Below are 17,034 nucleotides of genomic sequence, written 5' to 3'. Positions count from 1 at the left end.
CCGCCCGGCCGCGGCGCGGACGGCTACTGGAGGCGGGCGCCGATGATGCACGTGTCGTCGTCGGTGTCGGCGTTGCTGTGCGTCAGGAGGTGGTCGAGGCGCTGCTCCAGGGTGGCCGCGGGGTGCCGGGCGAGGTCCAGGAGCCGCTGCTGGGACTCGTGCAGGTTGACGTCCCGCCGCTCGATCAGGCCGTCGGTGTACATGAGCAGGATGTCGTCGGAGGCCAGCTGCACGTGCGTCTCCTCGTACTCGGCCTCGGCGACCGCCCCGAGCAGCAGGCCCTTGGTCAGGTCGAGCTCCCTGGCCTGGCCGTCGCGGACCAGGATGGGCGGCAGGTGCCCGGCCCTGGCGTAGCGCAGCACGCGGGTGCGGGGGTCGAACAGCCCGCAGATCGCGGTGGCCGTGACGTTCGCGGTCAGGTGGTGGGCGACCAGGTTGAGCCAGGTCAGCAGCTGGGCCGGCCCGGCGCCGGTGGCGGCCAGGCCGCGCAGCGCGTTGCGCAGCACGACCATGCCGGTGGCCGCCTCGATGCCGTGCCCGGCGACGTCGCCGACCGACAGCAGGATCTGCTTGGTGGGCAGCACGACCGCGTCGTACCAGTCGCCGCCGACCAGGTGTTCCTTCTCGGCCGGCCGGTAGCGCACGGCGATCTGCAGGTCGAACGCCTCCAGCGGCTCCCGGCTCGGCGGCATGATCGCCTGCTGGAGCTGCAGGGCCAGCCGGTTGCGCTCGGCGGCCTGCTGCTCGGTGTGGGCGAGCTGGTCGCGGGTGGCGGCCAGCGCCACCTCTGTCCAGTGCTGGGAGGAGATGTCCTGGTAGGCGCCCCGGATGGACAGCAGCAGGCCGCTGTCGTCGAAGACGGGCTCGGCGACCACCCTGATGTGCCGTACGGTGCCGTCGGACCGCTGCAGCCGGTAGGCGGTGGAGGCCGGACGGCGGTGGTGCAGCACGGCCCGGACGAACCGGCCGATGGCCACGGCGTCGTCGGGGTGGGCGTGCGTGGCCAGGCGTTCCAGCGGGATGGGCGGCTCGTCGGGGGACATGCCGTACAGGTCGTGCAGCTGGGCGCTCCAGACGATCTCGCCGGTGAGCAGGTTCTCCTCGAAGCCGCCGATGCGGCCCAGGCGCTGGGCGTGCTGGAGCAGGTTGGCGAGCTGGGCGTCCTGGTCCTGGAGCCGCCAGATGAGCAGCACGCCGTCGCCGAGCCGGATGATCGCGATGCCCGCGACGGTGTGCAGCGGGATCTGGTCCACCAGGGCCGTGATCGTCATCTTCTCGGCCCTGAAGGTCTCGCCCGTGGCGTGCACGTGCTCGATCCTGGCCAGCAGCGCGCCCTCCTCGGCCGCCAGCGGGTACGCCTCCAGGAACAGGCTGCCGACGACCTCGCCGCGCGGCCGCCCGGCGGGGTCGAGGAAGCGCGGGTTGGCGTGCACGATACGGAAGTCGGTCAGCCGGCCCTCGGTGCCCAGCTGCGGGCGCAGCACCAGCGCCGCGTCCGGCAGCGCGTCGGCCAGGTCGATCAGCTCGGGCAGCACCTGCGGCTCGTGGACGGCCTGGCCGGTGGTGTCGAAGGTGTGGGCGCACAGGTCGGCCAGCACCTCGATCTGCTTGACGATCCGCGCGCCGGGCTGCGGCATCGCGTGCGGCCAGCCGATCTCCAGCACGCCCAGGATCCGGCCGCCCGTCCCGGCCGGGGCGGTCGCCCGCGCGCCGGGGGTCTGGCGCTGCCCGATCGAGGGCAGGCCGACGGCGGCCAGGTCGTCCAGCCACACCGTGCCGCGGGCCAGCAGCGCGCGGCGGGCCGGCGTGGCCACGCCCGGCGGCACGTAACGCCAGCGCCTGGCCTCCTCGTCGGCCAGCCCCGCGTACCCGGCCAGGGTGAGCGACGCGTCCGGCCCGGCCTCCCAGATGGCCACCGTCGTCGCGCCGAGCGCGGACAGGGCCTGCTCCAGCAGCGACTGCGCCACGGCCTGGGCGTCGGTGGCGGTCAGCGCCCCGTTCTCGGCGGTGCGCAGCCGCACCGCCACCTCCGCCGACTCCTCGGCGCGGGCCGAGCTCAGGAAGTCGCGGGCGGCCTCGCTGATGCGGTCGTGGGCGGCCTGGTTGATGATGTCGGCGGCCAGTTCGAGCTGCGTCACCCCCGCCTGGTCGGCCAGGGTGGCGAGCTGCCTGGCGGCGGTGGCCAGGCTGCACTGCAGGCGCTCGACCAGCACGCCCTTGGCCACCTCGACCAGGGCGCGGCCCTCGGCGGCCCGCTGGGCCTCCAGGATCTGGTTGTGCAGGCGGTCGACCGTCGCGGCCAGGCGGCCGAGATTGGGCGGCTCGGTACGCTCCGGCGGCACGGCGGCCGCCGGATCGTGCGGGTGGTGCACTGCGTTGCTCCTTGAGGGGGACGGGTCAGGCGCCGAGCCAGTGACGGATGCGTTCGACCAGATGGTCGGCCTCGACGGGCTTGGTCACGTAGTCGCTCGCGCCGGCCGCCAGCGCCTTCTCCTGGTCGCCCGGCATGGCCTTGGCCGTGACCGCGATGATGGGCAGGTCGGCGTACTGGGCCATCGCGCGGATGCGGGCGGTGGCGGTGTAGCCGTCCATCTCGGGCATCATCACGTCCATCAGCACCAGGTCGATCTGCGGGTGGGCGACGAGCGTGTCGATGCCCTTGCGGCCGTCCTCGGCGTGCAGCACGTCGATGCCGTGCACCTCCAGCATGCTGGTCAGCGCGAACAGGTTGCGGGCGTCGTCGTCGACGATCAGCACCGTCCGGCCCGTCAGCGAGGTGTCGATCTCGGCCCCGGCGAGCTGGTTGACGTTCCCGGCCCGGATCAGCGGCAGCACGTCGCCGGGCTGGTCGGCGGTCAGGTGCAGGGCGATGCGCTCGCGCAGCTCGTCGAGGCTGGACAGCAGCTCCAGCGGCTGGCCGCCCTCGCGCGCCTGCAACGGCACCGCCTGCTGGGAGCTGGCCCGCCAGTTGTTGTAGGCCAGGACCGGCACCGAGTTCAGGGCCTGGTCGCCGTCCATGGCCTCCAGCAGGCGGTAGGCGCTCTGGTCGGGCAGGTCGAGGTCGAGCACGATGCAGTGGCAGGGGTCGGCGGCGAGCGTGGCCGCGGCCTCCTGCGCCCCGGCGGCCGTGACGATCTCGATCGTCTCGTCCTTGCTCGGCGCCAGCTCCGTCACCACGCTCTCGGCCACGTGCGAGAGCAGGCCCTGCGGCCGTTCCTCGATCACCAGCAGCCGGCGCGGCTGCGGCTGGTGGGACCTGGCCGGCGCCGCCGCCTCCTGCTCGGGCGTGGTGACGCGGGCGGCCTCGACGATCACCGAGGGGTCGGCCAGGGCCTTCTTCGGGGAGAGCCCGATGAAGTCCGGCCGGGCGATCGGCAGGTAGAGGGTGAACACGCTGCCCTGGCCCGGCGTGCTCTGCGCGTTGATCGCGCCGCCGAGCAGGTGGGCGATCTCGCGGCTGATGGACAGGCCGAGGCCGGTGCCGCCGTACTTGCGGCTGGTGGTGCCGTCGGCCTGCTGGAACGCGCCGAAGATGGCTTCGAGCTGCTGGGCGGCGATGCCGATGCCGGTGTCGACCACCCGCAGGGCGACGGCCGCGCCGTGCTGGCGCACCGAGGCGGGCAGCTCGTCCTGGGCCGCCGGTTCGATGCGCAGCTCGACGCTGCCGGTCTCGGTGAACTTGACCGCGTTCGACAGCAGGTTGCGCAGGACCTGGCGCAGGCGCGAGTCGTCGGTCACGACCTCCACCGGGACGCCGGGGGCGTTGGTGATCGTGAAGTCGAGGCTCTTCTGCGACGTCATCGGCCGGAACGTGGCCTCGACGTAGTCCAGGAGCTGGCGCAACGGCACACGTTCCGGGTTGATGTCCATCTTGCCCGCCTCGACCTTGGACAGGTCGAGGATGTCGTTGATCAGCTGGAGCAGGTCGGAGCCGGCCGAGTGGATGATCTCGGCGTACTCCACCTGCTTGGGCGTCAGGTTGCGCGTGTGGTTCTGGGCCAGCAGCTGGGCCAGGATGAGCAGCGAGTTGAGCGGGGTGCGCAGCTCGTGGCTCATGTTCGCCAGGAACTCGCTCTTGTACGTCGAGGCGAGCGTGAGCTGGTGGGCGCGGTCCTCCAGCTCCTGCCTGGCCTGCTCGATCTCCAGGTTCTTGGTCTCGATGTCCTGGTTCTGGCGGGCCAGCAGCGTGGCCTTCTCCTCCAGCTCGGCGTTGGAGCGCTGCAGCTCCTCCTGCTGCTGCTGCAGCTCCTCCGACCGGGCCTGCAGCTCGGCCGCGAGCCGCTGGGACTCGGCCAGCAGCTCGTCGGTGCGGGCGTTGGCCACGATCGTGTTGAGGTTGACGCCGATCGTCTCCATGAGCTGGTCGAGGAAGGCCCGGTGGACCGGCGTGAACGCCTGCACCGAGGCCAGCTCGATCACGCCGAGCACCTGCTCCTCGACCACGATCGGCAGCACCACCACCGAGGCGGGCTCGATCGTGCCGAGGCCGGTCGAGATCCGGACGGAGCCGGAGGGCACGTCCTCGACGGCGATGACCCGGCGGCTGCGGGCGGCCTGGCCGACCAGCGCCTCCCCGAGCCGGAACCTCGTGGGCCTGCCGGGGTCGGCCGGGTAGCCGTAGGCGCTGATGAGCTGGAGCTCGTTCTCCTCGGCCAGGAAGAACGCGCCGTACTGGGCGCTGACCAGCGGGGCCAGCTCGTTCATCACCAGTTCGGCGACGGCCGCCAGGTCGCGGTGGCCCTGCATGAGCCCGGACATGCGGGCGAGGTTGGACTTGAGCCAGTCCTGCTGCTCGTTGGCGGTCGTGGTCTCGCGCAGCGACTTGACCATCGAGTTGATGTTGTCCTTCAGGTCGGCCAGCTCGCCCTCGGCGTCGACCGTGATCGAGCGGGTCAGGTCGCCGGAGGTGACCGCGCTGGTGACCTCGGCGATGGCGCGCACCTGCCGGGTCAGGTTGGCGGCCAGCTCGTTGACGTTCTCCGTCAGCCGCTTCCAGGTGCCGGAGACGCCCTCGACCTCGGCCTGGCCGCCGAGCCGTCCCTCGCTGCCGACCTCGCGGGCCACGCGGGTGACCTCGGCGGCGAACGAGGACAGCTGGTCGACCATCGTGTTGATGGTGGTCTTGAGCTCCAGGATCTCGCCGCGGGCGTCGACGTCGATCTTCCTGGTCAGGTCGCCCCTGGCCACCGCCGTGGTGACCTGGGCGATGCTGCGCACCTGGTTGGTCAGGTTGTCGGCCATCGAGTTGACGTTGTCGGTGAGGTCCTTCCAGGTGCCGGCCACGTTCGGGACGCGGGCCTGGCCGCCGAGCTGGCCCTCGGTGCCGACCTCGCGGGCCACGCGGGTGACCTCGTCGGCGAACGCGCTCAGCGTGTCGACCATGGTGTTGATCGTCTGGGCGAGCGCCGCCACCTCGCCCTTGGCCTCGACGGTGATCTTCTGCGACAGGTCGCCGCGGGCGACGGCGGTGGCCACCTGGGCGATGCTGCGCACCTGGCTCGTCAGGTTCGACGCCATGACGTTGACGTTGTCGGTGAGGTCCTTCCAGGTGCCCGACACGCCCCGGACCGTGGCCTGGCCGCCCAGGTTGCCCTCGGTGCCCACCTCGCGGGCCACCCGGGTCACCTCGTCGGCGAAGGCCGACAGCTGGTCGACCATCGTGTTGATGGTCTCCTTCAGCTCCAGGATCTCGCCCCGGGCGTCGACCCGGATCTTCTGCGTCAGGTCGCCCTTGGCCACCGCCGTGGTCACCTCGGCGATGCTGCGCACCTGCGCCGTCAGATTGTCGGCCATCACGTTGACCGACTCCGTCAACGCCTTCCACGTGCCCGACACGCCCTTGACGTCGGCCTGGCCCCCCAGCCGCCCGTCCGTGCCCACCTCGCGCGCCACCCGGGTGACCTCGTCGGCGAACGACGACAGCTGGTCGACCATCGTGTTGAGGGTGTTCTTCAGCTCCAGGATCTCCCCGCGAGCCGACACCGTGATGCGCTGGGACAGGTCACCCCGCGCCACCGCCGTGGCCACCTGCGAGATGTTGCGCACCTGGTCGGTCAGGTTGCCCGCCATGAAGTTCACCGAGTCGGTCAGGTCGCGCCAGGTGCCCGCCACCCCCTCGACCTCGGCCTGACCGCCGAGCTGGCCCTCGGTGCCGACCTCACGGGCCACCCGGGTGACCTCGTCGGCGAACGACGACAGCTGGTCGACCATCGTGTTGACGGTGTTCTTCAGCTCCAGGATCTCCCCGCGCGCGTGCACGGTGATCTTCTGCGACAGGTCGCCCCGCGCCACCGCCGTCGTCACCTGCGCGATGCTGCGCACCTGGTCGGTCAGGTTGCCCGCCATCGCGTTCACCGACTCGGTCAGGTCCTTCCACGTGCCCGACACCGCCGGCACATCGGCCTGACCGCCCAGCCGCCCGTCCGTGCCCACCTCGCGGGCCACCCGGGTCACCTCGGAGGTGAACAACGACAGCTGGTCGACCATGCCGTTGAACACCGAGGCGATCTCGCCCAGCAACCCGTCGGCGTCCTCGGGCAGCCGGGTGCGGAAATCGCCGTCCCGGACCGCCGTCAGCCCGCCGAGCAGCTGACGCAGCCGAAGCTCGCCGACCTCGGCGCCCCCGGACGCGGAACGGGAGCCACCGGTCATCGCTTCGCTCATGTCACCCTCGTTGTCCTACGACGTTGTCGGGACTGCCCTGCCGGTGACCTCGCGAACATCCCTGATCAGGAGGCCATGATCGAGGTCATCGACGGAACAGTCGTGGTTGGTGGTCATCCGGATTCTAGAGCCGGTAATCGTGATCTTCAGCCCCGAACGCCGAGGTGCGGCGCGGGCCGCTCACGACGACTCGCGGAGGTCGTCGGGGCGCTGCGCGCCCATCGCGGCCACGGCGTCGTCCACGTCGGCGTGGACGGTCAGCGAGGACCACACGCCGGTGACCTGGAGGACGCGCGCGGGCAGCTCCTGCACGCCGGCCAGGCGCAGGACGCCTCCGTGTTCGAGCACCGTGGCGTTGAGGCGTAACAACACGTGCAGGCCGCGGCTGTCCATGAAGCTCAGCCCGCCCAGGTCGAGCACCATGCCCGCCCCGGGCCGCAGGTGCCGCTCGGTGTCGGACTCCAGCCGCGTCGAGTTGGAGGCGTCGAGCTCGCCGACCACGGTCACCAGCACGCCGCCGGGCAGGTCGCGGCAGCTCAGGCTCAGAGGGGTCACGCCGTCACCGGAGGCCGGGCAGCACGAAGGCCCGTCCGGCCGGAAGGCAGGACGGACGGGTGTGACGGCGGACGAAGGAGGTCAGGCATCACAGGCCGGCGGCGGGATCGGCTGGGTCACCTGACCGGCGCGGTCGCCCGGACGGCGCGGCCGCCCCGACTGTGCTGCCTCTCGATCGCCTGGCCTGCGGCTACGCCCTCGCCGCGGACGCGCCATGTCGCCGCTACGGCCGGGACTCAATCGCGATCATCTCCTCCGTGCCGCGGCGATCGGTGCTCGCCTCCAACCCTTGAGCCTTCGGCGGTGGCGGGTCAGCACATCAGACGAAGAATCCGGCTCACACCTGTCCACGGAACGAAACGGGCATCAATGGATCAGTCGTGGCGGGGCTCGGCCACCGAGCGGAGGGTGTCGCCGGGCGAGCAGCCGAAGGCGGCCCGGTGGAGCTGGGCGAAGCGCCCCGGGTGGAAGAAGCCCCAGCGGGCGGCGACGGCCGTCACCGTGGTGTCGGGGTCGCCGGCCTTCAGCTCGGCGTGCGCGCGGGCCAGCCGGGCCTGGCGCAGGTAGCCCAGCGGGGTGGTGCCGAGGTGCCGGCGGAAGGCGTACTGGAGGGCGCGGGCGCTGACCCGGGCGGCGGTGGCGATCTCGTCGATGCCGATGGGCAGGTCGGCGTGGTCGTCGATGAAGGCCGTCGCCCGGCGCAACGCCTCGGGACGGGCGGAGCCGGGGACGGCGTCGGCGGCGTCGGTGGGCAGGGCGGTGAGCACGCTGGCGGCCAGGAGCTGCCCGGCGGTGGAGACGACGAGCGGCTCGGCGGCCAGCTCGGGGGCGGCCAGGACGTCGTCGCGCAGGTAGGCGAGCGTGCGCCGCAGATGGCGGCCGGCGACGGCGGAGACCGGGCGGTGCCCGACCAGCCGGACCGGCTCGGCCCGGCGGCCGGGCAGCGTGCCGGCCACCTGCTGCAGCAGCGCGGGGTCGAACATGATGATGTCGTAGCGCGAGCGGCGGATCTCGCCGGTGTAGGGCAGGTCGTGCGGGGCGAACAGCACGGTGTCGCCGGGGCCGAAGAGCTCGTCCGGCCCGCCGGCGACCTGCTGGGCGATGGTGCCGGTCTCGACCACGCACAGGCACACCTTGCCGAGCGGGTTGACGTCGTAGCTCATCGCGTATTCGAGGTTGAGCCGGTCGATGCTGACCGAGCCCATGACCTGGCGGGAGATCTGGGTGCGGGGGTTCTTCACGTCGGAGCCGATGCGCATCTTCGCGTATGCCTTGCTGAGGAACTCCTCCGTCTGGCCGATGTCACGGCTGTCGAAGACCTCTGGGCCCATCGGACCACCTCTTTTCCGGTCGGTGGGACCGCGCCTGCCGTGGCCCCTGCCGATTTTCCCAAACGGCTACGACAACGGCCGGCCGACGACGGCACAGGGCCCTCTGCCAGGGACGATCCGCTTTTGGTATACCATTTTTCGGGTGACTTCCTGGACGATCTCCAACGTGCGCCCCTGGGGCGGCGCGCCCGTGGACCTGACCATCGACGGTACCCGGATCGCCGCCGTGCTCCCGGCCGGGACCACCCCGCCCGCCGGCGAGCACATCGACGGCCGCGGCCTGCTGGCCCTGCCCGGATTCGTCAACGCCCACGCTCACGTCGACAAGAGCTGGTGGGGCCGGCCCTGGGTGTCGTACGGCGGCGTGGCGACCACGCAGGGCCGCATCGAGCACGAGCGCGCCGAACGCGACAAGTACGGCATCCCGGGCGTCGACGGCACGGTGGCGGTGCTGCGCGAGTTCCTGCGGCACGGCACCACGGCCACCCGCACCCACGTCGACGTCGACCTCGGGGTCGGGCTGCGCGGCATCGAGGCCGTCCGTGAGGCCGCGGCACGGCTCGACGGGGCGATCGAGGTCGAGATCGTGGCCTTCCCGCAGGACGGCGTCGTCCGCCGGCCCGGCGTGCTCGACCTGCTCGACCAGGCCGCGCGGGCGGGCGCCACCAGCATCGGCGGCATCGACCCCGCGACCATCGACCGGGACCCGGTCGCCCAGCTCGACGGCCTGTTCGAGATCGCCGAGCGCCGCGGCGTCGGCCTGGACATCCACCTGCACGACGGCGGCGAACTGGGCGCGTTCCAGTACGAGCTGATCATCGACCGCACGCTCAGGACCGGCCTGCAGAGCAAGGTCACCGTCTCCCACGGCTTCGCCCTCGGCGACCTGGCCCCCGACCGCCAGCGCGGCCTGCTCGACGACCTCGCCGCGGCGGGCATCTCCTGGGCGACGGTCGCGCCGGTGCGCACCGCGCCCCTCCCGTGGCGGGGCATGGCCGAGCGCGGCATCGGCCTCGGCCTCGGCACCGACGGGATCAGGGACCTGTGGTCGCCGTTCGGCGACGGCGACCTGCTGCGCATCGCCCTCGGCTTCGCCCGGCTGCACGGGCTGCGCTCCGACGACGAGCTCACCGCCGCCGTGGAGCTGGCCACCACCAAGGCGGCGCCGTTCGTGCACCGCGACCGGCACGACCTCGTCGCGGGCGCGCGGGCCGACGTCGTGCTCGTGGACGCCGAGAACGTGCCGGACGCGCTCGTGCGGGTGCCGCCGCGGGCGCTCGTGGTCGCCGGCGGCCGGGTGGTCGCCCGCGACGGCGACGTGCTCCTGGACGCCTGACACCCACGCTGGTGTCGCCTGACCCCATGCGGGCTCGCCTGACGCCCGCGCGGGGTCAGGGGCCGCCGGAGCGCAGGCGGTCGGCGTGCTCGCCGATGAGCCGGCCGCTGGTCGCCACGTGCCGGGCGACCAGCTCGCCGACGCGGGTGACGTCGCGGGCGGCGATCGCCTCGTAGAGCTCGCGGTGCTCGTCGGCGACCACCTGGAGGTCGTCGTGCCGGCCGAGCAGCCAGCGCATCCGGCTGCGCAGGACCTGCCCCACCTCGACCAGCAGGTCGTTGCCCGCGATGGCGGTGGCCGTCTCGTGGAAGTCGGCGGCGGCCCGCCGGGCGCGGATCGCGTCGCCGGCGCGCGCCGCCCGCAGCTCCGCGTCGAGGTCGGCGCGCAGCCGCCGCAGGCCCTGCGCGTCGTGCCGCCGGGCGGCGAGCTGGAAGGTGACGGCCTCGAACGCCGAACGCACCTCCACCAGGTCGGCGACGTCGCGGGCGGTGAACTCGCGCACCACGGCCCAGGTGCGGGGCCGCAACGTCACCAGCCCCTCGGCGGCCAGGGTGGCCAGGGCGTCGCGCACCGGCACCCGGCTCACGCCGAGCTCGGTGGCCAGGTCGCGCTCGACGAGCTTGCTGCCCGGCGGGCGGACGCCGTCGAGGATGTCGTCGCGCAGCCGCCGGATGACGCGTACGGACTCGGGCTCGAACCCGGCTCCTGCCACCATGCCCTCAGTCTCCCACCGGCGCCGGGCCGGACGGGCTGTCCGCGTCCCCCGTGTCGAGGCGGCGCGCCTGCTGCTGGAGGTGGGCGAGCATGACCTTGCCCGCGGGCGTCAGGGCGCGGGCCCCGGGCAGGGTGGCGCCCACCGAGCGGCGCACCGACGGCAGCGGCACCTGGAGTTCGAGGAGCTGGGGATCGGTCCTGACGAAGAGCGCGGGCAGCGCGGCGATCATGTCCGTGCCGAGCAGCAGGGAGCGGATCGTCAGGATGGAGCTGCATTCGGTGCGGTCGGGCGGCAGCGGCAGCCCGTTGCGGTGGAACACCTGCTCCAGCTCCCGCCGCAGCGAGGTCTGCTCCAGCGGCAGGATCCACGGGTAGTCCAGCAGGCCGGCCAGCGCGCGGGCGTGCGCCGCCGGGTGCCCGGCGCGGGCGACCAGCAGCACGGGCTCGTTGTAGAGCGGGATCTGGCGCAGGTCCGGGCGGTCCTCGATCGGGTTGAGCCGGCCGAGGATCAGGTCGAGGTCGCCGCCGGTGAGCTGGGGGACCAGTGAGTCGAACGTGCCCTCCTTGACGATCACGGTGATGCCCGGACGCTCGGCCTTGAGCGCCGCGATCGAGCGGGGGAGCAGCACGTTCGTGGCGGCCAGGAGGGTGCCGACGGTGACCGTGCCGGCCGTGCCGTCGGCCAGGCCGGCGATGCGCTCGCCCGCGCGGCGCAGCTCGGCCTGCACGGCGCGGGCGTGGTCGATGAACGCCTCGCCGAAGAGGGTGGGGGTGACGCCGCGCGATCCGCGGGTGAACAGCTCCACCCCGAGGATCTGCTCCACCTCCCGCAGCCCCCGGGTCACGGCGGGCTGGGCCAGGTGGAGGTGCTCGGCGGCGCGCAGGACGCCGCCCTGCTCGGCGATGGTGGTCACGAGCACGAGGTGCCGCAGCTTGAGCCGGCCGCTCAGCAGGTCCAGCGGACGAGATATCACGAAATCATCATATGACCAGGGCGTACCTGCCCTATTTCGCTATGTCGGCGGGAACCGGCTGGTCACCCAGGCGCTCGGCGTCGTTGCGGGGGATCACCAGGGCGGCGACCAGGCTGATGACCGTCACCACGGTCAGGTAGACGGTGATCGACAGCGAGGTCCCGGTCGAGGCGAACAGCGAGGCGGCCACCAGCGGCGTGATGCCGCCGCCCAGCAGCGAGGCGAGCTGGTAGGCCACCGACGTGCCGGAGTACCGGATGGCGACCGGGAAGAAGCTGGCGGTCAGCGTGCCCTGCGGCGCGTGCGTCATGGCCAGCACCGCGCCCATCGCCAGCATGAACAGCACGATGAGCGGCTTGTTGCCGGTGTTGACGACCGGCAGGATCGCCAGGGCGCCGGCCAGCAGCACCACCGACCCCCAGGTGAAGACGGCACGCAGGCCGTGCCGGTCGCCGAGGTGGGCCCACAGCGGCGCGGTGACCAGCCACACGGCGGCGCCGCCGATCACGCAGCTCAGCAGGAACGTCCGCGACAGGCCGGCCGCGGCCTCGCCGTAGCCGAGGATGTAGACCATGAAGATGTAGGCCAGCGCGCTGTTGCCGATGATCACGCCGATCGTGTGCACCACCTGGCGCCAGTGGTCGCGCAGCACCACCGCGATCGGCAGCTTGACCGGCTTGCGCCGCTCGACCAGGTCGGCGTAGTCGGGGCTCTCCTCGATGCGCAGCCGCAGGTACAGGCCGACCGCCACCAGCACGATGCTGAGCAGGAACGGCACCCGCCAGCCCCAGGCCATGAAGCTCTCCTCGCCCAGCAGCGAGGACGTGCCGAGGAAGACGGCGTTGGCGCACAGCATGCCCGCCGGGGTGCCCATCATGGGGAACGCCCCGAACAGGCCGCGCCGGCCCTTCGGCGCGTGCTCCATCGTCAGCACCACCGCGCCGCCGAGCTCGCCGCCCAGGCCGATGCCCTGGGCGATGCGCATCACCACGAGCAGCACCGCCGCCCACACGCCCAGGCTGTCGTACGTCGGCAGCACGCCGATCAGCGTGGTGCCGATCCCCATGATGAGCAGCGAGACGACGAGCGTGTTGCGCCGCCCGATCCGGTCGCCGAAGTGGCCGAAGACGATGCCGCCGAGCGGGCGGGCCAGGAATCCCACGGTCATGGTGCCGAAGGAGGCGATGGAGCCGGCGACCGGGTCCATGGCGGGGAAGAACTGCTTGTTGAAGACGAGGGCCGCGGCGGTGCCGTAGAGGAAGAAGTCGTACCACTCGATGGCGGTGCCGATGAAGGCGGCCCGCGAGACGCGGCGGGCGGCCAGGCGGCGATCTGTATCCATCTTTCTGTGCCTTCCGAATGAGGGTACGGAAGAGGATGCACGCTGGTGGTATGCCAGAACGAATACCGATTCGGTCGGCAGGCATAGCAGAACCGACATATAACGAAATAAGGATAGCCAGGCGACATTTCGGTATTGGACTGTTATGTCGAGCGATCAGCAGAATGTCGACCATGAAGCCCGCGCACTACGTCAACGGCGTCTTCACGACGGCGGGGACGGACTTCCCCCTCATCTCGCCCGTCGACGGCCGCACCGTCGGAGCCGTCCCCGAGGCGTCCCGCGAGACCGTCGACGAGGCGGTCCGGGCCGCCCGCGCCGCCCTCGACGGCCCCTGGGGAGCCACCTCCACCGAGGAGCGGTGCGCGTACCTGCGCCGGATCGCCGACGGGATCGAGGCCAGGTTCGAGGAGTTCGTCGAGGCCGAGGCCGCCGACACCGGCAAGCCGCGCGAGCTGGCCGCGACGGTGGACATCCCGCGCGCCGCCGGCAACTTCCGCGCCTACGCCGACCTCGCCTACGGCCGTCCCGAACGGGCCTACAACACCAGCGTCCCGGCCTGGAGCGGCATCGGGCAGGCGCTCAACTACACCGTGCGCCGCCCGCTCGGCGTGGTCGCCGTCATCTCGCCGTGGAACCTGCCGCTGCTGCTGCTCACCTGGAAGGTCGCGCCTGCCCTGGCCGCGGGCAACGCCGTCGTGGCCAAGCCGTCGGAGGAGACCCCCTCCACCGCCACCCTGCTGGCCGAGGTGATCGACGCGGCGGGCCTGCCGGCCGGCGCGTTCAACCTGGTCCACGGCCACGGCGCGGGGGCGGCCGGCGAGCACCTGACCGCGCACCCCGGCGTGGACGCCATCGCCTTCACCGGCGCCTCGGCCACCGGCAGCGCCATCATGCGCAACGCCGCCGCGCACGTCACCCCGGTCTCCTTCGAGCTCGGCGGCAAGAACCCGGCCCTGGTCTTCGCCGACGCCGACCTGGAGGAGGCCGTCGAGGGCACGATCCGCTCCAGCTTCACCCACTCCGGCCAGATCTGCCTGTGCACCGAGCGCGTCTACGTCCAGCGCCCGATCTTCGAGGAGTTCACCCGGGCGCTGGCCGAGCGGGCCAGGGGCCTGCGCGGCTACGGGCCGATGATCTCGGCCCAGCACCGCGACAAGGTGCTGTCCTACTACCGCCTCGCCGTCGAGGAGGGCGCGACGGTGCTGGCCGGAGGAGGCGTGCCGGAGTTCGGCGACGCCCGCGACGGCGGCTTCCACGTCGAGCCCACCGTGATCACCGGCCTGCCGCCGCACGCCAGGACCGTGCGCGAGGAGGTCTTCGGCCCCATCTGCCACGTCGCCCCCTTCGACGACGAGGACGAGGCCGTCCGGCTGGCCAACGACAGCCCGTACGGCCTGGCCGCCACCGTGTGGACCACCGACCTGTCGCGCGCCCACCGCGTGGCACCCCGGATCCAGGCCGGCATCGTCTGGGTCAACTGCTGGAACCTGCGCGACCTGCGCACCCCGTTCGGCGGCGTGAAGGCCTCCGGCATCGGGCGGGAGGGCGGCGAGTACTCGCTCGACTTCTTCTCCGAGCCGGTCAACGTGTGCGTCAAGATATGAGGACAGAAGTGACAGACAACCATCGCGCCGCCGCCGCGCGGCTGCTGGAGGCGTACGCGTCCGGCCGCCCGTGCGAGCCGGTCCGCGACCTGGTCGACGGCCTGGAGGCGGCCTACGCGGTGCAGAGCCTGCTCACCGAGCACTGGCTCGGCGAGGGCAGGCGGATCACCGGCCGGAAGGTCGGGCTGACCAGCGAGGCCGTGCAGCGGCAGCTCGGCGTCGGCTCGCCCGACTTCGGCGTGCTGTTCGCCGACATGGCGGTGCCCGACGGAGCGGAGATCCCGGCCGGCGCGGTGCTCCAGCCGCGCGCCGAGGCCGAGGTCGCGCTCGTGCTCGACCGCGACCTGCCGCACGAGCGCCACACGGTCGCCGACGTGATCGCCGCGACGGCGTTCGCGCTGCCCGCGATCGAGGTCGTCGGCAGCCGCATCCGCGACTGGGACATCACCCTGGCCGACACCGTCGCCGACAACGCCTCCTCCGGCCTGTACGTGCTCGGCAACCGCCCGGTCCCGCTGCGCGACGTGGACCTGCGGCTGGCCGGGATGGTCATCGAACGGCGCGGCGAGCAGGTCTCGACCGGCGTCGGCGCGGCCTGCCTGGGCCACCCGCTGCACGCCGCGGTCTGGCTGGCCGACACGCTGGCCGCGCTCGGCCGTCCGCTCCGGGCGGGCGACACCGTGCTGACCGGGGCGCTCGGCCCGGTCGTCCCGGTGAGTCCGGGCGACGTGCTGGAGGCCCGCATCGACGGGCTGGGCGACGTCCGCGCCGCCTTCGCCGCCGACGACGAGAAGGAGGAGCGGTGAACGCGCTCGCCGACCGCCTGGACGAGGCCACCCTGACCGGCCGCGCCATCCCCCGCCTGACCGACACGGCCGACCTCGACGTGCCCGCCGCCTACGAGGTGCAGCGCGCCCTGATCGAGCGGCGGCTGGCCCGCGGCGAGCGGATCGTCGGCGTCAAGATGGGCTTCACCAGCCGCGCCAAGATGGCCCAGATGGGCGTGGACGACGTCATCTGGGGCCTGCTCACCGACGCCATGCTGGTGGAGTCCCGGCTGGACACCTCCGGCCTGATCCACCCGCGGATCGAGCCGGAGATCGCGTTCCTGCTGGACCGCCCGGTGCGCGGCACGGCCGACGTGGCCTCGGCCGTCGGCGGCGTCGCGGTCGGGTACGAGGTGCTCGACTCCCGCTACGAGGGCTTCAGCTTCACCCTGCCCGACGTCATCGCCGACAACGCCTCGGCCAGCGGCTTCGGCGTCGGCCCCTGGCGCCGTCCGCGGGACGCCGGCGACATCGGCAACCTCGGCCTGGTCATGGAGATCGACGGCCGCCAGGTCGCCGGCGGCTCGTCGGCGGCCATCCTCGGCCACCCGCTGCGCGCGCTGACCGCCGCCGCCCGGCTGACCAGGGCCGCCGGGATCGAGATGGAGGCCGGCTGGATTGTCCTGGCCGGCGCGGCCACGGCGGCGGTGCCGCTGCCCGCCGGGGCGCACGTACGCGTCGGCGCCGCCGGCCTCGGACACGTGGAGGTGACCACCCGATGAGTGACGCGCTGCTGGTCGAGGGCAAGGCCCGGCCCCGCGGCCGGTTCCCGCACGTCAAGCGGGCCGGCGACTTCGTGTTCGTGTCGGGCACCAGCTCCCGCCGCCCCGACGGCTCCTTCGCCGGGGCGAGCGCGGACGAGCTGGGCACCACCAGCCTCGACATCCGCGAGCAGACCAGGGCGGTGATCGAGAACATCGCCGACCTGCTCGCCGCCGCCGGAGGCGGCCTGGACGACGTCGTGAACGTGACCGCGTACCTGGTCAGCATGAACGACTTCGGCGGCTACAACGAGGTCTACGGCGAGTACTTCGACGAGAGCGGCCCCGCCCGCACCACGGTCGCCGTCCACCAGCTCCCGCACCCGCACCTGCTGATCGAGATCTCCTGCATCGCCCTCGTCCCGCAAAGGAGCCAGGCATGATCCCCCCCTTCAACCTGAACAAGTGGATCGACGAGCACCAGGACCTGCTCAAGCCGCCGGTCGGCAACGCGCAGATCTGGAAGGACGCCGACCTCATGGTGACGATCGTGGGCGGCCCCAACCAGCGCACCGACTTCCACGACGACCCGATCGAGGAGTTCTTCTACCAGCTGCGGGGCGGCATGGTGCTGCGGGTCATGGAGGAGGAGGGCAAGCCGCCGGTGGACGTGCAGATCGGCGAGGGCGACGTCTTCCTGCTGCCGCCGCACGTGCGGCACTCGCCGCAGCGGCCGGTGCCCGGCTCGATCGGCCTGGTCGTGGAGTTCGCCCGCCCGCAGGGCGCGCTGGACGCCTTCGAGTGGTACTGCGTCAACTGCCACCGCCTGGTCCACCGCGCCGAGGTGCAGCTCCAGTCGATCGTGGACGACCTGCCGCCGGTCTTCCGCGACTTCCACGAGGGCGACCGCACCTGCCCCCACTGCGGCGCCGAGCACCCCGGCAAGGACTGGCCGGACCATCTGCGGCCGGTGGTCCGGTGACC

General features: G+C 72.6%; 13 protein-coding genes. 6 read left to right on the top strand and 7 right to left on the bottom strand.

The annotated features are described in order from the left end of the window. Positions 1–23: 23 nt before the first annotated feature. From ABT158_RS19805 to ABT158_RS19790, 4 genes are all read right to left on the bottom strand, one after another. Positions 24–2,372 (bottom strand): SpoIIE family protein phosphatase, encoded by a 2,349-nt coding sequence (locus tag ABT158_RS19805; protein ID WP_352355240.1) that lies wholly within the window; start codon positions 2,370–2,372, stop codon positions 24–26. Between the two features lie 25 nt (positions 2,373–2,397). Beyond that, a complete protein-coding gene (locus tag ABT158_RS19800; RefSeq protein WP_352355238.1) occupies positions 2,398–6,663 on the bottom strand; it encodes a HAMP domain-containing protein in 4,266 nt (1,421 codons plus the stop codon). A gap of 180 nt (positions 6,664–6,843) precedes the next feature. Further along, positions 6,844–7,218, bottom strand: coding sequence for an STAS domain-containing protein (locus ABT158_RS19795; RefSeq protein WP_352355236.1), 375 nt, complete (start codon positions 7,216–7,218; stop codon positions 6,844–6,846). Between the two features lie 374 nt (positions 7,219–7,592). Further along, on the bottom strand, positions 7,593–8,549 hold the full coding sequence (locus ABT158_RS19790) for a helix-turn-helix transcriptional regulator (protein ID WP_352355234.1): 957 nt from the start codon (positions 8,547–8,549) through the stop codon (positions 7,593–7,595). A gap of 142 nt (positions 8,550–8,691) precedes the next feature. On the opposite strand from ABT158_RS19790, the gene ABT158_RS19785 reads away from it, so the two are divergent. Continuing rightward, complete coding sequence (locus ABT158_RS19785) at positions 8,692–9,885, top strand: amidohydrolase (RefSeq protein ID WP_352355232.1); 1,194 nt, start codon at positions 8,692–8,694, stop codon at positions 9,883–9,885. A gap of 55 nt (positions 9,886–9,940) precedes the next feature. Here ABT158_RS19785 and ABT158_RS19780 read toward each other — a convergent pair whose 3' ends face one another. The 3 genes from ABT158_RS19780 to ABT158_RS19770 are packed head-to-tail and all read right to left on the bottom strand — an operon-like array spanning position 9,941 to position 12,915. Next, positions 9,941–10,600 (bottom strand): GntR family transcriptional regulator, encoded by a 660-nt coding sequence (locus ABT158_RS19780; protein WP_352355230.1) that lies wholly within the window; start codon positions 10,598–10,600, stop codon positions 9,941–9,943. A gap of 4 nt (positions 10,601–10,604) precedes the next feature. Next, positions 10,605–11,573, bottom strand: a complete 969-nt coding sequence (locus tag ABT158_RS19775; RefSeq protein WP_352355228.1) for a LysR substrate-binding domain-containing protein — start codon at positions 11,571–11,573, stop codon at positions 10,605–10,607. 31 nt (positions 11,574–11,604) lie between these two features. After that, positions 11,605–12,915 (bottom strand): MFS transporter, encoded by a 1,311-nt coding sequence (locus ABT158_RS19770; protein WP_352355226.1) that lies wholly within the window; start codon positions 12,913–12,915, stop codon positions 11,605–11,607. 173 nt (positions 12,916–13,088) lie between these two features. On the opposite strand from ABT158_RS19770, the gene ABT158_RS19765 reads away from it, so the two are divergent. Genes ABT158_RS19765 through ABT158_RS19745 form a run of 5 tightly spaced genes read left to right on the top strand, consistent with a single transcriptional unit; the run spans position 13,089 to position 17,032 of the window. Beyond that, the gene (locus tag ABT158_RS19765; protein ID WP_352355224.1) at positions 13,089–14,522 is read left to right on the top strand and encodes a 2-hydroxymuconic semialdehyde dehydrogenase; all 1,434 of its coding nucleotides are present in this window, start codon (positions 13,089–13,091) and stop codon (positions 14,520–14,522) included. An 8-nt stretch (positions 14,523–14,530) separates the two neighbouring features. Continuing rightward, on the top strand, positions 14,531–15,328 hold the full coding sequence (locus tag ABT158_RS19760; RefSeq protein WP_352355222.1) for a 2-keto-4-pentenoate hydratase: 798 nt from the start codon (positions 14,531–14,533) through the stop codon (positions 15,326–15,328). Next, positions 15,325–16,071: a 2-keto-4-pentenoate hydratase gene (locus ABT158_RS19755; RefSeq protein ID WP_352355220.1), complete on the top strand. Its 747-nt coding sequence runs from the start codon at positions 15,325–15,327 to the stop codon at positions 16,069–16,071. The genes ABT158_RS19760 and ABT158_RS19755 overlap by 4 nt, the downstream gene beginning before the upstream one ends. Next, positions 16,068–16,493, top strand: a complete 426-nt coding sequence (locus tag ABT158_RS19750; RefSeq protein ID WP_352355219.1) for a RidA family protein — start codon at positions 16,068–16,070, stop codon at positions 16,491–16,493. The genes ABT158_RS19755 and ABT158_RS19750 overlap by 4 nt, the downstream gene beginning before the upstream one ends. After that, positions 16,490–17,032, top strand: a complete 543-nt coding sequence (locus ABT158_RS19745) for a 3-hydroxyanthranilate 3,4-dioxygenase (RefSeq protein ID WP_352355217.1) — start codon at positions 16,490–16,492, stop codon at positions 17,030–17,032. The genes ABT158_RS19750 and ABT158_RS19745 overlap by 4 nt, the downstream gene beginning before the upstream one ends. Positions 17,033–17,034 lie beyond the last annotated feature (2 nt).

It is taken from the genome of Nonomuraea sp. NPDC001636 (genome assembly GCF_040298265.1).
Lineage (GTDB): Bacteria > Actinomycetota > Actinomycetes > Streptosporangiales > Streptosporangiaceae > Nonomuraea.
Note: the sequence above shows the minus strand (reverse complement) of the source record. Positions and strands in the feature narration are given on the sequence as shown.

Bases quoted from the DNA above. Each gene is read 5' to 3' on its own strand.
- ABT158_RS19800 (WP_352355238.1), bottom strand. From the start codon at position 6,663: ATGAGCGAAGCGATGACCGGTGGCTCCCGTTCCGCGTCCGGGGGCGCC.
- ABT158_RS19790 (WP_352355234.1), bottom strand. From the start codon at position 8,549: ATGGGCCCAGAGGTCTTCGACAGCCGTGACATCGGCCAGACGGAGGAG.
- ABT158_RS19780 (WP_352355230.1), bottom strand. From the start codon at position 10,600: ATGGTGGCAGGAGCCGGGTTCGAGCCCGAGTCCGTACGCGTCATCCGG.
- ABT158_RS19770 (WP_352355226.1), bottom strand. From the start codon at position 12,915: ATGGATACAGATCGCCGCCTGGCCGCCCGCCGCGTCTCGCGGGCCGCC.
- ABT158_RS19765 (WP_352355224.1), top strand. From the start codon at position 13,089: ATGAAGCCCGCGCACTACGTCAACGGCGTCTTCACGACGGCGGGGACG.
- ABT158_RS19750 (WP_352355219.1), top strand. From the start codon at position 16,068: ATGAGTGACGCGCTGCTGGTCGAGGGCAAGGCCCGGCCCCGCGGCCGG.
- ABT158_RS19745 (WP_352355217.1), top strand. From the start codon at position 16,490: ATGATCCCCCCCTTCAACCTGAACAAGTGGATCGACGAGCACCAGGAC.